We start from the raw sequence: 17,533 nt of genomic DNA, 5'->3' as shown, positions 1-17,533 counted from the left end.
CGCGAAATAAGTGCCGTATTTTACCGTGTTCCGCGCAGCGGTCGGGTGTATAGTTCTTGTTGGCCAAATGCAATATTGATCCATTGATAATCCGCATCCGGCCTTGGACTTTCCTGTTTCTTCTCTGTTCTGTTTACTTCATAAGCGAGACATCGATTGAAAAAGACACGCATCTTGACGGCCATCGCGGCCGCCAGCGCACTGCTGCTGAGCCACCCGGCCCTGGCCCTGCCCAATACGCAAGACACCCGCATGCTGAGCGAACCAGCCGTCTCCAGCCGCCACATCGCCTTCATCTATGCGGGCGACCTGTGGCTGTCGAACCTGGATGGCGGCGGCGCGCGGCGCCTGACCTCGGACCTGGGCGACAAGTCCCATCCCGTGTTTTCACCCGATGGCAGCCAGATCGCGTATAGCGCCAACATCGACGGCAATGTCGACGTGTATGTGATCGCGGCGGCCGGCGGCGTGCCGCGCCGCCTGACCTTCCACCCGGGCGCGGACCTGGCGCAGTCGTTCACGCCCGATGGCCAGGCAGTGATGTTCACCTCGCCCCGCGCCGCCTTCAACAACCGCTTCCAGAAGCTGTTTACGGTACCCGTGGCGGGCGGCGTGGAAACCCAGCTGGAAATCCCCAACGCCTCGCGCGCCGCCTATTCGCCCGATGGCAAGCGCATCGTTTACAACCCGCTGGCGCCCGCCTTCAAGCAGTGGAAGCGCTACCGGGGCGGCACCAACTCCTGGCTGTGGCTATTCTCGTCGGCCGACAAATCCATCGAAAAAATCCCCCAGCCGACGACGCGCTCGAACGACGTCGACCCCATGTGGCTGGGCGACACCGTGTACTTCCGCTCCGACCGCAACGGCGAATTCAACCTGTTTGCGTATGACGTCAAGACGAAAGCCGTGCGCCAGCTGACGCGGCATGCGGATTTCCCCGTGCTGAACGCGTCGGCCGCGAACGGCACCATCGTCTACGAGCAGGCCGGCTATTTGCACGCGCTCGACATCGCCAGCGGCCAGGCGCACAAGCTGAGCATCGCCGTGGCCAGCGACCTGGGGCAGACGCGCCCCCGCTGGGTCAAGAACGCGAAATATATCCGCGACGCGTCGATTTCGCCGTCGGGCGCGCGCATCGCCTTCGAGTACCGGGGCGAGATCGTCACCATCCCCGCCGACAAGGGCGATGTGCGCAACCTGACGCAGACGGCCGGCGCCCACGAGCGCACGCCGATCTGGTCGCCCGATGGCCGCTCGGTCGCGTATTTCTCGGACGAGTCGGGCGAGTATGAACTGCATGTGCGGGCGCAGGATGGCAAGGGTGCCGTACGCAAGTTCAAGCTGAATGGCAGCGGCTTCTATGACAGCGCCGTCTGGTCGCCCGACAGCAGGAAGATCGCGTTTGCCGACAATGGCTGGAGCATGTATGTGATCGATGTCGGCACGGGCAAGGTGCAGAAGGTCGCCACGGAGCCGATGTATGGCGTCGACAAGAGCATGCGCGCCTCGTGGGCGCCCGATTCGCGCTGGCTGGCCTACACGCTCAATTCGCCCACCTACACGCGCAGCGCCTACATCTATTCCGTCGAGCAGAACAAGTCGATGCCCGTGACCGATGGCTTGTCCGACGTGGCCCAGCCCGTGTTCGACAAGAGCGGCAAATACCTGTATTTCTTCGCTTCGACGAATGCTGGCCCCAGCAACAACTGGTTCTCGCAGCAGAACGAAGACAACCTGGTGACGCGCACCGTGTGGATGGCCGTGCTGCGGCGCGACTTGCCATCGCCCCTGATCAAGGAAAGCGACGAGGAAAAGGCCGCCAGCGCGGAGAGTAAAAAAGACACGGCGAAGGCGGAGCCGGAAGCGAAAAACGAACCGAAGGTCGATCCGAAGACGGGCCGCGACGATCCGAAGGTGACGGTGGCACCGGTGGCGCCGATCAGCATCGATTTCGACGGCATCGCCACGCGCATCGTCGACTTGCCGCTGCCGGCCGCGCAGTTCTCCAGTCTGACGGCGGGTGCCGCAGGGCAGATCTTTTTGCTGCGCGAAAGCGACGGCAAGAAGGCCGTGCAGCGTTTTGACCTGAAGGAGCGCAAGGCGGAAACCGTGGTGGCGGAAGCCGATGAATTCGAAGTGTCGGCCGATGGCAAGAAGCTGCTGTACCGCCAGAAGGAGAATTGGGCCATGGGTAGCGCCATGGGCAAGCTGCTGGCGCCGGGCGAAGGCAAGATCAAGGTCGACGCCATCGAAGTAAAGGCCGATCCGCGCGCCGAATGGACGCAGATTTTCAACGAGGTGTGGCGCATCAACCGCGATTACTTCTATGACCCGGGCATGCATGGCGTGGACTGGAAAGCCATGCGCGACAAGTACGCCGTCTTCCTGCCCGAGCTGTCCAGCCGCGCGGACCTGAACCGGTTGATCCAGTGGATGTGCAGCGAGCTGGCCGTGGGCCACCACCGCGGCGGCGGCGGCGATGATTTTATCGAGGCGAAGAAGGTGCCGGGGGGCTTGCTGGGCGCTGACTATGAAGTGCGCGATGGGCATTACCGCTTCAAGAAAGTGTATGGCGGCTTGAACTGGAATCCGGCCCTGCGCGCGCCGCTGACGGAGCCGGGCCTGAACGTCAAGGCGGGCGAATACCTGCTGGCCGTCGACAGCCGCCCGCTGGCGCCACCCACCAACTTGTACAGCGCCTTTGAAAACACGGCCGGCAAGGCGATCGACCTGACCGTGGGGCCATCGGCCGACGGCAAGGGCGCGCGCACGATCACCGTGGTGCCCGTGCCCACCGAAGATGCCTTGCGCAACCGCGACTGGATCGAAGGCAATATGCGCAAGGTGAATGCGGCGACCGGCGGCAAGGTGGCGTATGTGTATGTGCCGAATACGGCGGGCCTGGGCCACACCTACTTCAAGCGCTATTTCTTCCCGCAGGCGGACAAGCAGGCCATCATCGTCGACGAGCGTTTCAATGGCGGCGGCAGCGTGGCCGATTACTACATCGAGATTCTGCAGAAGAAGGAAATCGCCTGGTGGACCATGCGCTACGGCGCCGACATGAAGACGCCGTCCGCTTCGATCCAGGGGCCGCGCGCCATGCTGATCGACGAGACGGCCGGTTCGGGCGGCGACCTGCTGCCGTGGATGTTCCGCAAAAATAACATGGGCCCGCTGATCGGCAAGGCGACGTGGGGCGGCCTGGTGGGCGTGCTGGGCTTCCCCGTGCTGATGGATGGCGGCTTCATCACGGCGCCGAACCTGGCGTTCTGGACGCGCGAGAATGGCTGGGGCGTGGAAAACGAAGGCGTGCCGCCCGATATCGAAGTCGAGCAAACGCCGGCCGACGTCATCGCCGGACGTGATCCTCAGCTGGAAAAGGCGATCGAGGTGATCCAGGCCGAACTGGCGAAGAATCCGCCTGTGCAGCCCAAGCGTCCGGCGTTTCCGGACAAGAGCAAGTAGGTCGGATTAGGCGCGAAGCGCCGTAATCCGACACCATTGTTGGCATCGCAGTGTCGGATTACGCGCTTGCGCGCTAATCCGACCTGCCAAATAATCCCAGGTTTACAGGATCACCCACTGTCCCTTGATCCGTGCTTCCAGCGGCTTGAAGTTGATTTTATAGGCCATCTTCGGGCTTTGCGCGATCCAGTAGCCCAGGTAGATGTAGGGCAGGTCCAGTTCGCGCGCCTGGGCGATTTGCCACAGCACGTTGTAGGTGCCGTACGAGGCGCCCGGCACGTCGGGATCGAAAAAAGTGTAGACGGACGACAGGCCATCGGCCAGCACGTCGATGATGCTGACCATGCGCAGGATGCCTTCGGCATCGCGGAACTCCACCAGGCGAGTGTTGACCCGGCTTTGCAGCAGGAATTGCGCATACTGGTCGCGGCTGTCCTGGTCCATGCCGCCGCCCGCGTGGCGCGTGCTCTGGTAGCGCAGGTACAGTTCGTAGTGCTCGTCGAGGAAGGACAGGGTGGCCACGCCCGCCTGCAGGTCGGCGTGCCGGCTCCAGGCGCGGCGCTGGTTGCGGTTCGGGGTGAACTCGCCCGTCACGACGCGCACGGGAATGCAGGCCTGGCAGCCATCGCAATACGGGCGGTAGGTGAAAATGCCGCTGCGGCGAAAGCCGTTGCGCACCAGTTCCGAATACACGTCGCTGTTGATCAGGTGCGAAGGCGTGGCCACCTGCGAGCGGGCCTGGCGGTCGTCCAGGTAGCTGCACGGATAGGGCGCCGTCGTGTAGAACTGCAGGGTGGCAAACGGTAGTTCGTTCAGGTGCGTCATGCTGATCCTGTCTGGTCTGTCCGCGGCAATGGAAGTCTGCGTGGAGATATCATAGCTTTTTTATGCAGGTGGTGCAGCTTGCCAATCCGTGATTTGCGCTGCTTCAATGGCGACGCGCACATGGGCGAGGAAGCGCGCGCGCGAAATGGGCGCCGCGCCCAGCGAGGCCAGGTGCTTTGTTTCTTGCTGGCAGTCAATCATGGCCACGCCGCGCGCGTACAGAAAACGCACGAGGTGCGCCAGCGCGATCTTCGAGCCATCCGTCACGCGCGCGAACATCGATTCGCCATAGAACATGCGTCCGATCGACACGCCATACGCGCCGCCCACCAGTTCTCCATCAAGCCACAGTTCCGACGAGTGCGCGTAGCCCAGCTCGTGCAAGCCCGTGTAGCCGGCGATGATTTCGTCGGAAATCCACGTGCCCGGGCCATCCTTGCGCGGCGCCGCGCAGGCGCGCATGACGGCGTCGAAATCGCCGTCGAAGCGCAGCTGCCAGCGACCGTCCGTGGCGGCGCTGCGTTCGACCTTGCGGATCGCCTTGGCCAGGCTGTCGGAGACCTTGAAGTCCTCCGTCATCAGCACCATGCGCGGATCGGTACTCCACCACAAAATAGGCTGGCCTTCGGAAAACCAGGGGAAGATGCCGCGCCGGTAGGCGTCGAGCAGGCGCGCGGGCGACAGGTCGGCGCCGGCCGCCAGCAGGCCGGGCGCCTCGTCGGTGAGGGCGCGCGAAACGTCGGGAAACGGGGTGTGGGTATCGAGCCAGGGAATCATGCGGCGTCAAAGGTGGCAGTTGGTGGAGGCTTATTCGGGGGCTTGCTCTGCATCCGTGCGCGCCATCGGGCGCGTGATGTCGCCCGTATGGAAACCATAGCTGCCGCCTTCGCGGATTTTCACGCGGTCGGCAAAGAACAGTTCCAGGGTGGCGCGGATGGTGGGGAAGGCCAGGTCATCCCAGGGGATCTGCGCTTCCGTAAACATCTGCACGTCCAGGCTTTCGATGCCCGGCGCGAAATCGAGGTCGCGCAGGCGCGCCAGGTAAAACAGGTGCACCTGGTGCACGCGCTGCACGTTCAGCAGTGAAAACAGGGGGCCCAGTTCGATATTCGCGCCCGCTTCCTCCACCGTTTCGCGTTCGGCCGCGTCGGATGTCGTTTCATCGTTTTCCATGAAGCCGGCAGGCAGGGTCCAGTAGCCCAGGCGCGGCTCGATGGCGCGCTTGCACAGCAAGACCTGCAGCTGGCCATCCTCTTCCCACACGGGGATGGAGCCGACCACCATTTTCGGGTTCTGGTAATGGATGGCGTCGCAGTTGGCGCAGACATAGCGCGGACGGTTGTCGCCTTCCGGAATGGAGAGGCTGACAGGATGGGCGCATTCGGAGCAGAATTTCATGGGCGGGCTTGGGAAAATGGAAGTCTAGTGTAACGCTTACTGTACACCGATTGCGCGCGGCGTGGCGTGTCGGGAGGACACAATGCCAATCGGCAATTGGCCGGGGTTTTTAATTAAATAGCTCTATTGCAGCCTAAGTTGAGATAGCTATTGCCTAAGCCACCCGTTTGCCCTTATAATTCTTGTGCGGGGTGGAGCAGTCTGGCAGCTCGTCGGGCTCATAACCCGAAGGTCACAGGTTCAAATCCTGTCCCCGCAACCAATACCGGAAAGCCGCTGATTCTTGCAAAAGATCAGCGGCTTTTTCCATTGCTGGCCAACGACAATATCCGGCAGACGGGGCAGGAATGACATTGTCAATTCACGCCTTTACGCCGCGCAACAATCTGGTATATAATTCGTCTGCGGGGTGGAGCAGTCTGGCAGCTCGTCGGGCTCATAACCCGAAGGTCACAGGTTCAAATCCTGTCCCCGCAACCAATTCGAAGCCGCTGATTTCTCGCAAGAGAATCAGCGGTTTTTTCGTTGTGCGCCGCAGTTCACTCCTGCGGCTGGCGTGCATACACCACCAGCCGCAGATGGCGGTCCGCATCGATGGTGAGCGAGGTGTGTTCATATGCGACCTCCCCGCCGTCGATTGTCAGGCGGCGCACGCCGGCACATGGCGCATGCACGTCGTGGCGGCGCCACCATAACTTGAATTCGGGCGAGACTTTTTCCAGTTCCTCCACCAGCGCGTGGATATCCGCTTCCTGCGTGGCGCGCGCATAGTCGCGGCGAAAGCTCGACAGCATCAGCGGCGCCTGCTCTTCCCACGCCGCGAAGCGGGATCGCAGCAGCGGGTCGGTAAACAAGAGCCACAGCAGATTGCGGCGCGAGGCAGCATGCGCACCGAAGCCAAACAGGGTGTCGGCGCCCCCGTTGAACGCCAGCACGTCCCAGCGCAAATTGAGCACATACGCCGGATGCGCCAGCTCGTGCATCAGGCGCCGCACCAGCGGCGGCACCACGCAAAACGTCTTGCCCTCTTCGGCCGGCGGACGCGCATGCGCCAGCAGGAACAGGTGGCGGCGCTCGCCCGCGTCCAGTTTCAGCACTTCGGCCAGCTTGTCGAGAAAGGCGCTCGAGACGCCGATGTCGCGCCCCTGCTCCAGCCAGGTGTACCAGGTCAGCCCCACGCCGGCCAGCGCCGCCACTTCTTCGCGGCGCAAGCCCGGCGTACGCCGCCTTCCACCGCCGGGCAAGCCCACGTCTTCCGGCGACAGCCGCGCGCGGCGCGCCTGCAGGTAGGCGGCCAGTTCGTGGCGGGTGCGGGCCAAGGTGCGCATGGTGTTGCCTTTCCGGTAAGCCTGTTGCTATCAGTAATAGCATAAACAGTTAAATTGTAATTGTTTATATTGTATTCCAGAATGCCTGCTTTCTTTCCGAAAGCTTGCCCATGTCCGACTCTTCCTCCTCCAGTGGCCTCGCGCCTGCCATCGCCGCGTTGCCTGCCACCGTCTACCTGATCGCCATGGGCGCGTTCGCGCTGGGCATGGCGTCGTATGTGACGGCGGGTTTGATGCCGATGATTGCCAGTGCCTTTTCCATCTCCCTGGCGATGACCGCGCAACTGGTGACGGCGTTTACGCTGGCCTATGGCCTCGGCTCGCCGCTGGTGGTGGCCTTGCTGCCGGCGCGCGCGCAGCGCTCGGGCCTCCTGATCGCCCTGGCCGTGTTCGTGCTGGCGAACGGGGCCAGCGCGCTGGCGCCCGGTTTCAGCAGTTTGCTGGCATGGCGCGCCATTGCCGGCGTCGGTGCGGGCGTCTACCTGGCGCTGGGTATCGCGGCGGCGGCCGGCGTGTCGGCGCCGCAGCAGCGGGGCAAGGCCATCGGCGTGATCATGGGCGGCATGGCGGGCGGCACGGTGCTGGGCGTGCCCTTGAGTTTGCTGCTGGCGCAGCAGCTGGGCTGGACCGCGGCCCTGTGGCTGGTCACCGTCCTTGGCGGGCTGGCGCTGGCGGGTTTGCTGTGGAAGCTGCCCGCGCTGCCGGCGGTGCCGGCCACGTCGCTGCGCCGCAAGCTGGTCTTGCTGGCCGATGGGCAGGTGCTGTCCATCCTGCTGGTATCGCTGCTGGCGGCCATCGCCAGCCTGGGCATGTACACGTTTATCGCGCCGTTGCTGGCGTGGTCGGCGCAGGGGGCGGCGGTGTCCGCCACGCCCTTCCTGTGGGCCTGGGGCGTGGGGGGGATCGCGGGCAGCGTGCTGGTCGGACCGTGGGCGGACAAGGTGGCGGCGCCGAAACTGACCTGGCTCATCTTGCTGCTGCTGGCGCTGGCCTTGTGCGCGCTGCCGCTGGCGGCCGGCTGGTCGGCCTGGCTGATGCTGGCGCCGATCGTGCTGTGGGGTGCGGCTGGCTGGGCCCTGCAAGTGCCGCAGAACCAGCAACTGCTGGCCGTGCGCGCGCGGCAGGGCGACGGCAACCTGGCCATCGCCCTCAACGAATCGGCGCTGTACCTGGGCAGCGCCATTGGCGCGGCCACCGGCGGGGTGCTGCTCCTGCTCGACTGGCCCATGTGGCTGCTGGCGGCCGGTGCAGCGCTGGTCGCCGCCGCAGCGTTGCTGCTGCAGTTGCCTGCCGCGCGGCGGACCTAAGCCTTTTTCGCCAGCTGCATGCCCACGGGCAGGGCGCGGATGCGCTTGCCCGTGGCCGCGAAGATGGCGTTGCACAGGGCCGGCGCGATGGGCGGCGTGGCCGGTTCGCCCACGCCGCCCAGCTCCATGTCCAGGGTGCCTGGCACCAGGTGCGTGTGGATCACGCGCGGCGCGTCGGCGGCGCGCAGCACGGCGTAGTCGTGGAAATTGCTTTGCTCGACCCGGCCATTCTTGAAACTGATCTCGCCGCTCATGGCCAGCGACAGGCCCATGATGCAGGCGCCCTCGATCTGCGAGCGCACGCGGTCCGGGTTGATTTGCGGGCCGCAATCCATGGCGATGTCGACCCTCGGCACGATGACTTCGCCGGCCGCATTGATCTCCACTTCGATCACGGCCGCCACATAGGTGACAAAGCTGTAGGAGACGGCCAGGCCCAGCCCCCGTCCCTTGGGCAGCTTGCGGCCCCAGCCCGCCTTGGCCGTCGCCAGCTCGATCACGTGGCGCATGCGGCCGATGTCGACCGGATACTTCGCCGGATCTTCGCCATAGTTCCAGCCGTCCGACAGGTCGGCCGGGTTGATCTTGCGCGCGGGGCCCAGCAGCGCGAGCAGGTAGTCGCGATGGTCCTTCTTCGCCGCATGCGCCAGTTCGGCCGTGAACGACTGGATGGCAAACGCGTGCGGGATATTCGACACGGAACGGAACCAGCCGATGCGCGTGTGGGCCGGCACTTCCGGCACTTCGACGCGGATGTTCGCAATGGCGAACGGCACGTTGATGGCCGACATGCCCAGCTCGAACGGCGCCTGCCTGTTCGCGCCGGCGGCAAAGGTCGAGGTGATGGTGGGCGCGGCCGTGCGGTGCAGCCAGGCCGTCGGCATGCCTTTCGCGTCCAGCGACGCTTCCAGCCTTTCGACGGACACCGTGTGCAGGTAGTCGTGCTGCAGGTCGTCGTCGCGCGTCCACGTCAGCTTGACGGGCGCGCCATCCATGGCTTTCGACAGCAGCGCCGCCTCGACGGCGAAATCGGGTTTCGATTTGCGCCCGAAGCCGCCGCCGAGCAGGGTCACGTGGACGGTCACGTCGTCATATGCCAGGCCCAGGGCCTTGGCCACATTGCTGCGCGTCGCTTGCGGCGCCTGCACGCAGGCCCACACTTCGGCCTTGCCGTTGGCGATGCGCACGGTGGCGGCGGGCGGCTCCATGGTGGCGTGGGCCAGGTGGGGCAGATAGTATTCGGCACTGAATTTCCGCGCGGCGGGAGCTGCGGCCAGCGTGGCCACCGTCTTGCCCTGGTCGCGCGCCGGGCTGGCCGGCTGGCGCACGGCCGCTTCCAGGGTCTTGCGGAAGGTCTTCGAATCGTAGCTGCCGTTCGGGCCATCTTCCCATTCCAGCACCAGCGCTTCGCGGCCCTTGATGGCGGCCCAGGTGTTGCTGGCGATGACGGCCACGCCGCCCAGCGGATTGAACATGGCCGGCGGCGGGCTGCCCGCCAGTTCGACGATGCGCAGCACGCCCGGCACTTTCAGGGCCGCCGTCTTGTCCACGCTTTTCAGCTTGCCGCCAAAGACGGGAGGGCGGGCGATGACGGCGTACGCCATGCCGTCGAGGCGCGTATCGATGCCGAAGTGGGTATTGCCCGTGACGATGTCGTGCAAGTCGATGCCGCGCGTGCTGGTTTGGCCGATGTAGCGCAGCTCGCCCGCCGTTTTCAGGCTGATGCGCGCGCGTGGCGGCACCGGCAATTTGGCCGCTTCTTCGGCCAGGGCGCCGAAGGACAGCGAGCGTCCGCTGGCCGCATGCACGACCGCGTGGTTGACGGCTTTGACTTCCGTCACGGGTACGTCCCAGCGCACGGCGGCAGCCGTTTCCAGCATCAGGCGCGCCGTGGCGCCCACGTGGCGCATGGCGCGGAACGAGTGGCGCATGCTGCGCGAGCCGTCCGTATCCTGGCTGCCGTAGCGCGCTTCGTCGGCGGGCGCCTGCTGCACGCGCACCTGCGCCCAGTCGGCGCCCAGTTCGTCGGCCGCCACCATGGGCAGGCTGGTGCGGATGCCCTGGCCCATTTCGGAGCGGTGCGCCACGATGGTGACGATGCCGTCGGCACCGACCGACAGGAAGACCAGGCTGTCGTCGACCACGCCGCCAGCCATCTTCTCGCCGCCGTATTTGACGGCATCGGCCGCCATCACGAGGCCGGAAGGGCCGGCCACCAGGGTCAAACCGGCCAGCGCGCCGGCGGCCTTGAGCCAGTTGCGCCGCGCAGGCGAATGTGCGGCAGGAGTGTCATGCATGCTCATTTGGCCGCTCCTTTCGCGTTGATGCTGGTCGCGGCCTGCTTGATGGCCGCGTGGATGCGAGTATAGGTGCCGCAGCGGCAGATATTGCCGCTCATTGCTTCGCGGATTTGCTGGTCGTTCGGTCTTGGGGTCTTGTGCAGCAGGGCCGTGGCCGACATGATCTGCCCGGCCTGACAGTAGCCGCATTGGGGCACGCCGTGTTCCTGCCAGGCCTGCTGCAGCGCCAGGCCGACCTTGTCTTCGCCCACGGCTTCGATGGTGGTGATCTTCTTGCCGGCGGCGGCCGACATCGGCGTTACGCAGGAGCGGATGGCTTCGCCATCGAGGTGCACGGTGCAGGCGCCGCACAGGGCCATGCCGCAGCCGAATTTGGTGCCGGTCATGCCCAGTTCGTCGCGCAGGGCCCACAGCAGGGGCGTGTCTTCAGGCAGCGCAAGCTCGTGCTGCTTGCCATTGATGGTCAGGGTCGTCATGTGTATTCCTCGGTGTGGGATGGTGCGGGAAAGCGCGACGGCCATCCACCATACGGATGAGCGCATCAGTACGGGATGGTAGCACCGCCCGTCCTGCGCTGCAGGACATGGGGCTGGTGGCATACTGCGGCTTCTGATAGCGGAGTTTTCATGACATACCTCACAACGGCTCCGGGCTTGCCCGATATCCTCGCTCCCGGCTTGCAAGTGGTTTTTTGCGGCCTCAATCCGGGCGTGGACGCGGCGGCGGCCGGTCACCATTTTCTCGGCCGCGGCAACCGTTTCTGGCCGGTGCTGCACCTGGCCGGCTTCACGCCGCATCTGGTGGCGCCGCAAGACGATGCCAGCGTGCTCGGTTTCGGGCTGGGTTTGACGGCGGCCGTCGGGCGCCCGACCAGCCGCGCGGACCAGGTGGGGGCGGACGAGTTCGCGCAAGCGGCGGCGGGCCTGCAGCATAAACTGGCATTGCTGCAGCCGCAGTGGATCGCCTTCCTGGGCAAGGCTGCCTACGCGGCGATGACGGGGAAGCGCCAGCTGGCGTGGGGCGAACAGCCGGAGCGCTTCGGCGGCGCGCGCGTGTGGATCTTGCCCAACCCCAGTGGGCTCAATCGCGGCTATTCGAAGGAGCGGCTGGTCGACGCGTATGCGGAACTGCGGCGTGCGCTGGGCTGATAGCGGGCTGGCGTTCAGCGCACTTGCGCATGGATGGCGGGGCTTAGCGGGCTTGCTCCAGCTGCGCGTACACGGCGTCGGCGATCTTGCCCAGCTCCCGTTTGGGCAGGCTCGCCGAGAGGGCGTAACCAAGCTGGCCGTCGATCCAGTAAAACACGCTCAGCTCCTTTTCCTGCGTATAGCGGAAGGCCGTTTCCTGCCTGCCGGCCCGTTCTTTCGCCACATACAGGGTTAGGCGCTTGCCGCCGCCATCTTCGTACATGAATTGCGCCACGGGGCCGTCGCCATCGCCGGGCAGCAGGCGGCCGCCGATCAGGTGATAGCCGAGCGGTGACAGCGCGGGCGGCTGCAGTTGCGTGCCCAGGCGTTTCGACAGCCATTGCACCAGGTGTGCCTCCTGTTCGACACCCACTTCCACGGGGTGGCGCACTTCGGGCGTGTAGACGGCATGGGCGATGGCGGCGCTGCGCGCCAGGGACATCGGGCTGGCGCTGGTGGTCCGCATGTCACCGCCATCGCCGCGCAGCAGCCAGCCGCCCATGCCGCCGGCGATCACCAGTACGATGGCCGCTGCCGCCTGCATGGCGTGGTGCTGCCAGGCGCCGTTCGCCGCCGGTGGCGATGCCGCCTGCAGCAAGTCCGGCGGCACGGCTTCGTCCAGCACGGGGTCGAACAGGGCACGCAATTGCCGGTTCTGTTCGCGCCAGGCGTCCACCCTGGCGGCATCCTCGGGGTGTGCGCGCAGGTGGGCGTCGACAGCCGCGCGCTGCGCCTGGGGCAGGACGCCGTCGGCCAGGGCGTGCAATTGCGCTTCGCTGATGGCTTGCGTTGTCATTTCACGACTTTCAGGGTAGGGGCGCCATGGCTGCCGGCGGGGCGGCCATCGAGCAGTTCGCGCAGCCGCTCGCGCCCGCGCGACAGCCGCGACATGACCGTGCCGACGGGGATGCCCAAGGTGGACGCCACCTGCTCATACGGCATCTGTTCAAGCGCGACAAGCAGGATGACTTCGCGCTGCCCCAGCGGCAAACGGGCCAGCGCCGCATCCATTTCGCCGATGGCGATGGCTTGCCCCGGCGCGTGCTCCGGGGCGGGTAGCAGGGCGTCGTCGTCGAGCTCCTGCAGCGCCAGGCCGGGGCGGCGCAATTGATCCACGTGCAGGTTGTGCATGATGGAAAACAGCCAGGGCCGCATCTCGCCACCCCGTTGCCACTGGTCGAACTTGCGCCAGGCCCGCTCCACGGTGTCCTGCACCAGATCGTCCGCGTGCACGGCGCCCACCAGCGCGCGCGCATAGCGGCGCAGGCCGGGCAGGCAGGCTTGCAGTGTGCGGCTGTCCTCTTGCGTGGTCATCGTGGCGGCGGGATGGGGGGCTTAGGGCTTGACGACGTGCCACACGTTCTTGAAGTTGTCGCCGGCCACGTCGCCCGGTTTCTTGTCTTCCTTGTACAGGTACAGCGGCTTGCCCTTGTAGGTCAGCTGCATGGCGCCGTTGTCTTCGCGCTTGATGCTGCCATACGGGGCGGCGTGCGCCGCTTCGGTGGCGATGACGGCGGGCCAGGCCACCAGGCAGCCGCCGCTGCAGGCGCTCTTGCCGCTGTCGGCGACATCCTTGTCGAACACATACACGGTCATGCCGCTGGCGTTGACCAGCATGCCGTTGGCGGGCATGACGTCGGCGGCAAAGGCCAGCGGGGCGGACAAGGCGGTGAAAAGGGCGGTGGCGGCGAAAGTGGTAAAGCGCATGATGGTCTCCTTGAGGTTTTGAGGGCTTGCAAGGGATAGACGCATGCCGCCCGCCGTTTATTCCCGCGCAGGCAAAATATTTATTTCCGGCGCATGCAGGCTGGCCCATAGGTGGGCGGCCGCCATGGTGCGGTGCGGCGCATACTGGCGCAGCCATTGTTCCGTGCGCGCCATGTCCGGCTTGCTCTCTTCGCCGAGCAGCTTTTGCAGGGCGGCGCGGATGGCCACGTCGCCGTGCAGCGAGCAGTCGGCATAGCCGTAGCCGCGCAGCAGCGCGTAATTGACGGTCCACGGGCCAATGCCCTTCACGGCCAGCAGCGCTTGCGACATGGCCGCCACGTCGCCGGAGGGCGGCAGCTCCAGCGACAGCTCTCCATCGTTGACGAGGTGGGCCAGGCGCAGCACGGTTTCCGCCTTGGCGCGCGAGAATTTGCGGCTGGTCAAATCCTCGATTTCCAGCTTGGCCACGTCGCGCGCCTCGGGATAGCACCACAAGCCGTCGCCGTGCTGGCGTCCCGCCTGCAAGATGAAGGTGCGGCGCAGGGCGATGGCGAACGGCAGGTTGATCTGCTGGCCGATGATGGCCCAGGTCAGCGCCTCGAAGGGACTGGCCGACTGCACGATGCGCAAGCCCGGATTGCGCCGGACCAAAGGCGCCAGCAGCGTGTCGCCGGCGGCCAGTTGCGCGAACGGCTGCGGGTCGATGCGCAGGCCGAGGATATTGAGCAGGGCGCCGTGCAGCCGTTCCTGAAGGCCGGCAGCGGCATCGCTGTCGATCTCGGCGCGGCAGACGGCGGCAGCGTCCGTGAAGGCCACGTCCAGTACCACGGGCACGCCCTGCATCAGGATGCCCTTGCGCAGGCCCGTCGGCGTGACTTGTTCGGCCACGGCTTGCGCATCGCGGCTGTGGAAGGCGATGACATCGTCGCGGCGGTAGCCGGCGGGCAGGGGGAGGGTCCAGTGCAGCAGGGTCATGGTGGGCCAAAGTCAGGGACGGTATCAGGGAGGCGATGCGGACGCACCGCGTTTCTTGCTGTTTGCCTTCAGCGCGCGCAGATGTCGGTGGTGGGCGGGCTCAGGGCCGCCGCGTGCTGGATCTGCAGGGCGTCGGGCACGCCATTTTTCACGGCCGTCAGTTCGGCCAGGATGGAAATGGCGATTTCGGCCGGCGTCTTGCTGCCGATGTACAGGCCGATGGGGCCATGCAGGCGCGCCAGCTGTTCCGCGCTGACGTCGAACTGCAGCAGCCGCTCGCGGCGCTTGGCGTTGTTGGCGCGCGAGCCGATGGCGCCCACGTAGAACGCTGGGGACTTGAGCGCTTCCATCAGGGCCAGGTCGTCGAGCTTGGGATCGTGTGTGAGGGCGACGACGGCGCTGCGGCTGTCGAGCTTTAATTCCAGCACGAGATCGTCGGGCATGGCGTGCAGCAGGGGCACGCCGGGCACGTTCCAGGCGCCCCGGTATTCCTCGCGCGGGTCGCAGACGATGACGTGGTAATCCATGGCCGTGGCGATTTGCGCCACGAAGCGCGACAGCTGGCTGGCGCCGATGATCAGCAGGCGCCAGCGCGGGCCATGCTGCGTGGTGAGTACGCCATCGTCCAGGGCCAGCACGGCGCCCGGCGTGGCGCGCTGCAAGGTGACGGCGCCGCTGCGCAAGTCGAGGCGGCGCTCGACCAGTTCATGGGCTTCCAGGCGCGCCAGCAGTTCGGCCACGCGGCTGCCCGCATGCAGCGGCTCGATGGCCAGTTCGATGGTGCCGCCGCAAGGCAGGCCGAAGCGGTGCGCCTCGTCGGCGCTGATGCCGTAGCTGACGATTTCCGGCAGCGTGCGCACGATGCCGTGCACGCGCACGGTGTCGATCAAATCATCTTCGATGCAGCCGCCGGACACGGAGCCGACCACCGTGCCATCGTCGCAGATGGCCAGGGTGGCGCCCACGGGGCGGGGGCTGGAGCCCCAGGTCTTGATGACGGTAACGAGTTCGCAGCGGTGGCCGGCGTCGAGCCAGGCGGCGCTGGTTTTCAGAACTTCAAGGTCGATGCTGTCCATGGCGCGCAGGAGGAAAGCCGCAGGTACGCGGCAAAGTATGGAAAAGTATTCAAGATTGTGGATATACTACCTGTTCCATCACCCTGCGGAGAATTTTCATGTCAAATGAAGTCAAGACGCAAGAAGAGGGTATTCCCAAGTTCGGCAAGCTGCTCATCGTCCTGTTTTTAGCCGTGGTGTTCTGCGGTGCCCTGACCTGGATCATGGGCACCTACTTCCCCAACTTCCCGGGGGCCTGAGCAAACCCTGTTTGATCAGGATGAAGAACGTCTGACAGAACCGTAGCGAGCGGCAGCGATTTGTGGCCGAGAAGCGCAACTGTGCTTGAGCACAGTGAGCATCGCAGACCGCAAAGCGCGACGCGCAGTAGGTTATGGTAGGCGTTCTAAGGCTTCAGCGGTTTCTTCGCCGCCTGCTTGGCGCGCACGTCGGTGACGGCGCGGTTCACGGCGGCCATGCGCGAGTTGGTGCCGGGATGCAGCGCCGTGTAGCCATTGGCGACCGTGGCCGGTACTTGCGTGGCCAGGCGCTGCCAGAAGCGGGCCGCGTTATCGACGTTGTAGCCGGCGCGCGCCAGCAGGTAGATGGCCAGGGTGTCGGCTTGCACGTCGAGTTCCTGCGGCATGGCTTTGATGCCGGCGGCGCCCGTCAGCATCGACACGTCGGGCTGCACGGCGCCCAGGCTGTCGATGATGCTGCCGGCCGTGCCTGCCGTGCGCTGGCTGCGCGCGTGGTCGAGGATGTTGTGCGCCATTTCGCGGGCGATGACAAAGGCGATGCCTTCGTCGTTTTGCGCCGCATTGACCATGCCGCGCGTGAGCATGATGCGCGCGCCGTCCGAGTAGGCGTTGACATTGTCCGCATTGCCCAGGGCGACGCGGAAGGCGCAGGCGCGCGTGACGGGAATCTTCAGGTCCTGCTGCTGGCCATCGCGGGCGATGGTCATGTTCAGGCTCGCGCTTTTCGAGGCCAGCGGGCCGACGATGGCGCCGAACGGGCCTTCCGCTTTCGGGCCGGCTGGCAGCGGCTTGCCTTCGGCGGCCAGCAAGCCGTCGCCCTTGCGCAAGCCGGCGCGCGCGGCGCCGCTACCCGGCAAGACGCCGGAGACCTGCATCTGTTCGCCGTAGCCGAGCGCCGCCTGGGCCGCGTCGGCATAGATGCCAGGGTAGGAATACTTGTTCTGCGCCGTGAAGCCCAGCAGGTTGCGCGCATACGTCTTGCACAGGTCCGCATTGTTAATCAGCAGGGGCGCCGAGACTTTCGACAGGCGGTCCTGCAGCGCCACCATCTTCACCAGTTCTTCCTGCGCCGCCTTTTGCTGCGCCGTCGGGGCGGGCGCATCGGGTGCCGGCACGACGTTGAACGGACCGCTGACATGCGTCGTTGGCGTGGTGCAGGCAGAGAGAAGGGCAACGCAAGCCACCAGCAGTGGCGAGGCCAGATGGCGCAGCGAAGTCGGGGCTGGGATCAGATGGCGGAAACCTGGCATGAGAAAATCCTTAATGTTTGCCGGTGCTGCCGAAACCGCCAACACCGCGTTCGCTGTCGCCGAATTCCTCGACGACGTTAAAGCCCACTTGCAGCACCGGCACGATAATCAGTTGCGCCAGGCGTTCCATGGGATTGAGCGTGAAAGCGCTCTGGCCCCGGTTCCAGGTCGATACCATCAGCTGGCCCTGGTAATCGGAGTCGATCAAGCCTACCAGATTCCCCAATACGATGCCGTTTTTGTGGCCCATGCCGCTGCGCGGCAAAATCATGGCCGCATACGACGGGTCACCGATGTGGATGGCCAGGCCGGTGGGAATGAGCACCGTCTGGCCGGCTTCGATGGTGATGGCTTCATCGATGCAGGCGCGCAGGTCCAGGCCGGCGCTGCCCGGCGTGGCGTAGGCTGGCAGCAGTTCTTTCATGCGGGCGTCGAGGATCTTGATGTCGATATTTTTCATTGAAGCTAAGTCG

General features: G+C 65.5%; 17 protein-coding genes and 2 tRNA genes. 6 read left to right on the top strand and 13 right to left on the bottom strand.

Annotated elements, in window-relative coordinates; translation table 11 throughout:
* Window positions 1-156: 156 nt before the first annotated feature.
* On the top strand, window positions 157-3,468 hold the full coding sequence (locus LSO07_RS23975) for a S41 family peptidase (RefSeq protein ID WP_151096767.1): 3,312 nt from the start codon (window positions 157-159) through the stop codon (window positions 3,466-3,468).
* Between the two features lie 102 nt (window positions 3,469-3,570).
* Here the strand turns inward: LSO07_RS23975 and LSO07_RS23970 are convergent, their stop codons facing one another.
* Genes LSO07_RS23970 through LSO07_RS23960 form a run of 3 tightly spaced genes read right to left on the bottom strand, consistent with a single transcriptional unit; the run spans window position 3,571 to window position 5,691 of the window.
* Window positions 3,571-4,293 carry an arginyltransferase gene (locus LSO07_RS23970; RefSeq protein WP_070256655.1) on the bottom strand — a complete coding sequence of 241 codons (723 nt, stop codon included), beginning with the start codon at window positions 4,291-4,293 and terminating at the stop codon, window positions 3,571-3,573.
* 60 nt (window positions 4,294-4,353) lie between these two features.
* Window positions 4,354-5,070 carry a leucyl/phenylalanyl-tRNA--protein transferase gene (gene aat, locus LSO07_RS23965; protein ID WP_151096765.1) on the bottom strand — a complete coding sequence of 239 codons (717 nt, stop codon included), beginning with the start codon at window positions 5,068-5,070 and terminating at the stop codon, window positions 4,354-4,356.
* Window positions 5,071-5,100: 30 nt separating this feature from the next.
* The gene (locus tag LSO07_RS23960; protein ID WP_034785201.1) at window positions 5,101-5,691 is read right to left on the bottom strand and encodes an NUDIX hydrolase; all 591 of its coding nucleotides are present in this window, start codon (window positions 5,689-5,691) and stop codon (window positions 5,101-5,103) included.
* A 185-nt stretch (window positions 5,692-5,876) separates the two neighbouring features.
* On the opposite strand from LSO07_RS23960, the gene LSO07_RS23955 reads away from it, so the two are divergent.
* Together LSO07_RS23955 and LSO07_RS23950 are read left to right on the top strand one after the other, a co-directional pair.
* Window positions 5,877-5,953, top strand: a tRNA-Met gene (locus tag LSO07_RS23955).
* A 141-nt stretch (window positions 5,954-6,094) separates the two neighbouring features.
* A tRNA-Met gene (locus LSO07_RS23950) sits at window positions 6,095-6,171 on the top strand.
* Between the two features lie 59 nt (window positions 6,172-6,230).
* Here LSO07_RS23950 and LSO07_RS23945 read toward each other — a convergent pair.
* Complete coding sequence (locus LSO07_RS23945; protein ID WP_099394472.1) at window positions 6,231-7,019, bottom strand: helix-turn-helix transcriptional regulator; 789 nt, start codon at window positions 7,017-7,019, stop codon at window positions 6,231-6,233.
* Between the two features lie 110 nt (window positions 7,020-7,129).
* On the opposite strand from LSO07_RS23945, the gene LSO07_RS23940 reads away from it, so the two are divergent.
* Window positions 7,130-8,326, top strand: a complete 1,197-nt coding sequence (locus tag LSO07_RS23940) for an MFS transporter (RefSeq protein WP_151096763.1) — start codon at window positions 7,130-7,132, stop codon at window positions 8,324-8,326.
* On the opposite strand, the gene LSO07_RS23935 is transcribed toward LSO07_RS23940, so the two are convergent.
* Both LSO07_RS23935 and LSO07_RS23930 read right to left on the bottom strand, forming a co-directional pair.
* Window positions 8,323-10,629, bottom strand: coding sequence for a xanthine dehydrogenase family protein molybdopterin-binding subunit (locus LSO07_RS23935; RefSeq protein WP_151096761.1), 2,307 nt, complete (start codon window positions 10,627-10,629; stop codon window positions 8,323-8,325). The genes LSO07_RS23940 and LSO07_RS23935 overlap by 4 nt on opposite strands.
* Entirely contained in the window at window positions 10,626-11,102 is a 477-nt protein-coding gene (locus tag LSO07_RS23930; protein WP_070281329.1) for a (2Fe-2S)-binding protein, read from the bottom strand. Before LSO07_RS23930 ends, LSO07_RS23935 begins: the two co-directional genes overlap by 4 nt.
* 150 nt (window positions 11,103-11,252) lie before the next feature.
* Here LSO07_RS23930 and mug point away from each other — a divergent pair, with 150 nt between their 5' ends.
* Window positions 11,253-11,774, top strand: a complete 522-nt coding sequence (gene mug, locus LSO07_RS23925; protein WP_151096759.1) for a G/U mismatch-specific DNA glycosylase — start codon at window positions 11,253-11,255, stop codon at window positions 11,772-11,774.
* Window positions 11,775-11,817: 43 nt separating this feature from the next.
* Here the strand turns inward: mug and LSO07_RS23920 are convergent, their stop codons facing one another.
* From LSO07_RS23920 to LSO07_RS23900, 5 genes are all read right to left on the bottom strand, one after another.
* Window positions 11,818-12,609 carry an anti-sigma factor family protein gene (locus LSO07_RS23920; protein WP_151096757.1) on the bottom strand — a complete coding sequence of 264 codons (792 nt, stop codon included), beginning with the start codon at window positions 12,607-12,609 and terminating at the stop codon, window positions 11,818-11,820.
* Complete coding sequence (locus LSO07_RS23915; protein ID WP_070253694.1) at window positions 12,606-13,127, bottom strand: RNA polymerase sigma factor; 522 nt, start codon at window positions 13,125-13,127, stop codon at window positions 12,606-12,608. The genes LSO07_RS23920 and LSO07_RS23915 overlap by 4 nt, the downstream gene beginning before the upstream one ends.
* Before the next feature lie 21 nt (window positions 13,128-13,148).
* Window positions 13,149-13,520 carry a COG4315 family predicted lipoprotein gene (locus LSO07_RS23910; protein WP_151096755.1) on the bottom strand — a complete coding sequence of 124 codons (372 nt, stop codon included), beginning with the start codon at window positions 13,518-13,520 and terminating at the stop codon, window positions 13,149-13,151.
* A 57-nt stretch (window positions 13,521-13,577) separates the two neighbouring features.
* Window positions 13,578-14,495, bottom strand: a complete 918-nt coding sequence (locus tag LSO07_RS23905) for a DNA-3-methyladenine glycosylase family protein (RefSeq protein WP_151096753.1) — start codon at window positions 14,493-14,495, stop codon at window positions 13,578-13,580.
* A gap of 68 nt (window positions 14,496-14,563) precedes the next feature.
* The gene (locus tag LSO07_RS23900; RefSeq protein WP_151096752.1) at window positions 14,564-15,571 is read right to left on the bottom strand and encodes an XdhC family protein; all 1,008 of its coding nucleotides are present in this window, start codon (window positions 15,569-15,571) and stop codon (window positions 14,564-14,566) included.
* Window positions 15,572-15,669: 98 nt separating this feature from the next.
* Between LSO07_RS23900 and LSO07_RS23895 the strand changes: the two genes are divergently transcribed.
* A complete protein-coding gene (locus LSO07_RS23895; protein WP_162835767.1) occupies window positions 15,670-15,810 on the top strand; it encodes a hypothetical protein in 141 nt (46 codons plus the stop codon).
* Between the two features lie 146 nt (window positions 15,811-15,956).
* Here LSO07_RS23895 and LSO07_RS23890 read toward each other — a convergent pair whose 3' ends face one another.
* Entirely contained in the window at window positions 15,957-17,060 is a 1,104-nt protein-coding gene (locus tag LSO07_RS23890; RefSeq protein ID WP_099388841.1) for a M48 family metallopeptidase, read from the bottom strand.
* 10 nt (window positions 17,061-17,070) lie between these two features.
* Window positions 17,071-17,520 carry a dUTP diphosphatase gene (gene dut / locus LSO07_RS23885; RefSeq protein WP_034785229.1) on the bottom strand — a complete coding sequence of 150 codons (450 nt, stop codon included), beginning with the start codon at window positions 17,518-17,520 and terminating at the stop codon, window positions 17,071-17,073.
* Window positions 17,521-17,533: the final 13 nt, after the last annotated feature.

Origin of the sequence: Janthinobacterium sp. PLB04, from assembly GCF_021165895.1 — a bacterium.
Lineage (GTDB): Bacteria > Pseudomonadota > Gammaproteobacteria > Burkholderiales > Burkholderiaceae_D > Janthinobacterium > Janthinobacterium lividum.
Note: the sequence above shows the minus strand (reverse complement) of the source record. Positions and strands in the feature narration are given on the sequence as shown.

What these genes read in the sequence shown, in the direction of transcription:
- LSO07_RS23970 (WP_070256655.1), bottom strand. Translation starts at nt 4,293, where the DNA reads ATGACGCACCTGAACGAACTACCGTTTGCCACCCTGCAGTTCTACACG.
- aat (WP_151096765.1), bottom strand. Translation starts at nt 5,070, where the DNA reads ATGATTCCCTGGCTCGATACCCACACCCCGTTTCCCGACGTTTCGCGC.
- LSO07_RS23960 (WP_034785201.1), bottom strand. Translation starts at nt 5,691, where the DNA reads ATGAAATTCTGCTCCGAATGCGCCCATCCTGTCAGCCTCTCCATTCCG.
- LSO07_RS23945 (WP_099394472.1), bottom strand. Translation starts at nt 7,019, where the DNA reads ATGCGCACCTTGGCCCGCACCCGCCACGAACTGGCCGCCTACCTGCAG.
- LSO07_RS23940 (WP_151096763.1), top strand. Translation starts at nt 7,130, where the DNA reads ATGTCCGACTCTTCCTCCTCCAGTGGCCTCGCGCCTGCCATCGCCGCG.
- LSO07_RS23935 (WP_151096761.1), bottom strand. Translation starts at nt 10,629, where the DNA reads ATGAGCATGCATGACACTCCTGCCGCACATTCGCCTGCGCGGCGCAAC.
- LSO07_RS23930 (WP_070281329.1), bottom strand. Translation starts at nt 11,102, where the DNA reads ATGACGACCCTGACCATCAATGGCAAGCAGCACGAGCTTGCGCTGCCT.
- mug (WP_151096759.1), top strand. Translation starts at nt 11,253, where the DNA reads ATGACATACCTCACAACGGCTCCGGGCTTGCCCGATATCCTCGCTCCC.
- LSO07_RS23920 (WP_151096757.1), bottom strand. Translation starts at nt 12,609, where the DNA reads ATGACAACGCAAGCCATCAGCGAAGCGCAATTGCACGCCCTGGCCGAC.
- LSO07_RS23915 (WP_070253694.1), bottom strand. Translation starts at nt 13,127, where the DNA reads ATGACCACGCAAGAGGACAGCCGCACACTGCAAGCCTGCCTGCCCGGC.
- LSO07_RS23910 (WP_151096755.1), bottom strand. Translation starts at nt 13,520, where the DNA reads ATGCGCTTTACCACTTTCGCCGCCACCGCCCTTTTCACCGCCTTGTCC.
- LSO07_RS23905 (WP_151096753.1), bottom strand. Translation starts at nt 14,495, where the DNA reads ATGACCCTGCTGCACTGGACCCTCCCCCTGCCCGCCGGCTACCGCCGC.
- LSO07_RS23900 (WP_151096752.1), bottom strand. Translation starts at nt 15,571, where the DNA reads ATGGACAGCATCGACCTTGAAGTTCTGAAAACCAGCGCCGCCTGGCTC.
- LSO07_RS23895 (WP_162835767.1), top strand. Translation starts at nt 15,670, where the DNA reads ATGTCAAATGAAGTCAAGACGCAAGAAGAGGGTATTCCCAAGTTCGGC.
- LSO07_RS23890 (WP_099388841.1), bottom strand. Translation starts at nt 17,060, where the DNA reads ATGCCAGGTTTCCGCCATCTGATCCCAGCCCCGACTTCGCTGCGCCAT.
- dut (WP_034785229.1), bottom strand. Translation starts at nt 17,520, where the DNA reads ATGAAAAATATCGACATCAAGATCCTCGACGCCCGCATGAAAGAACTG.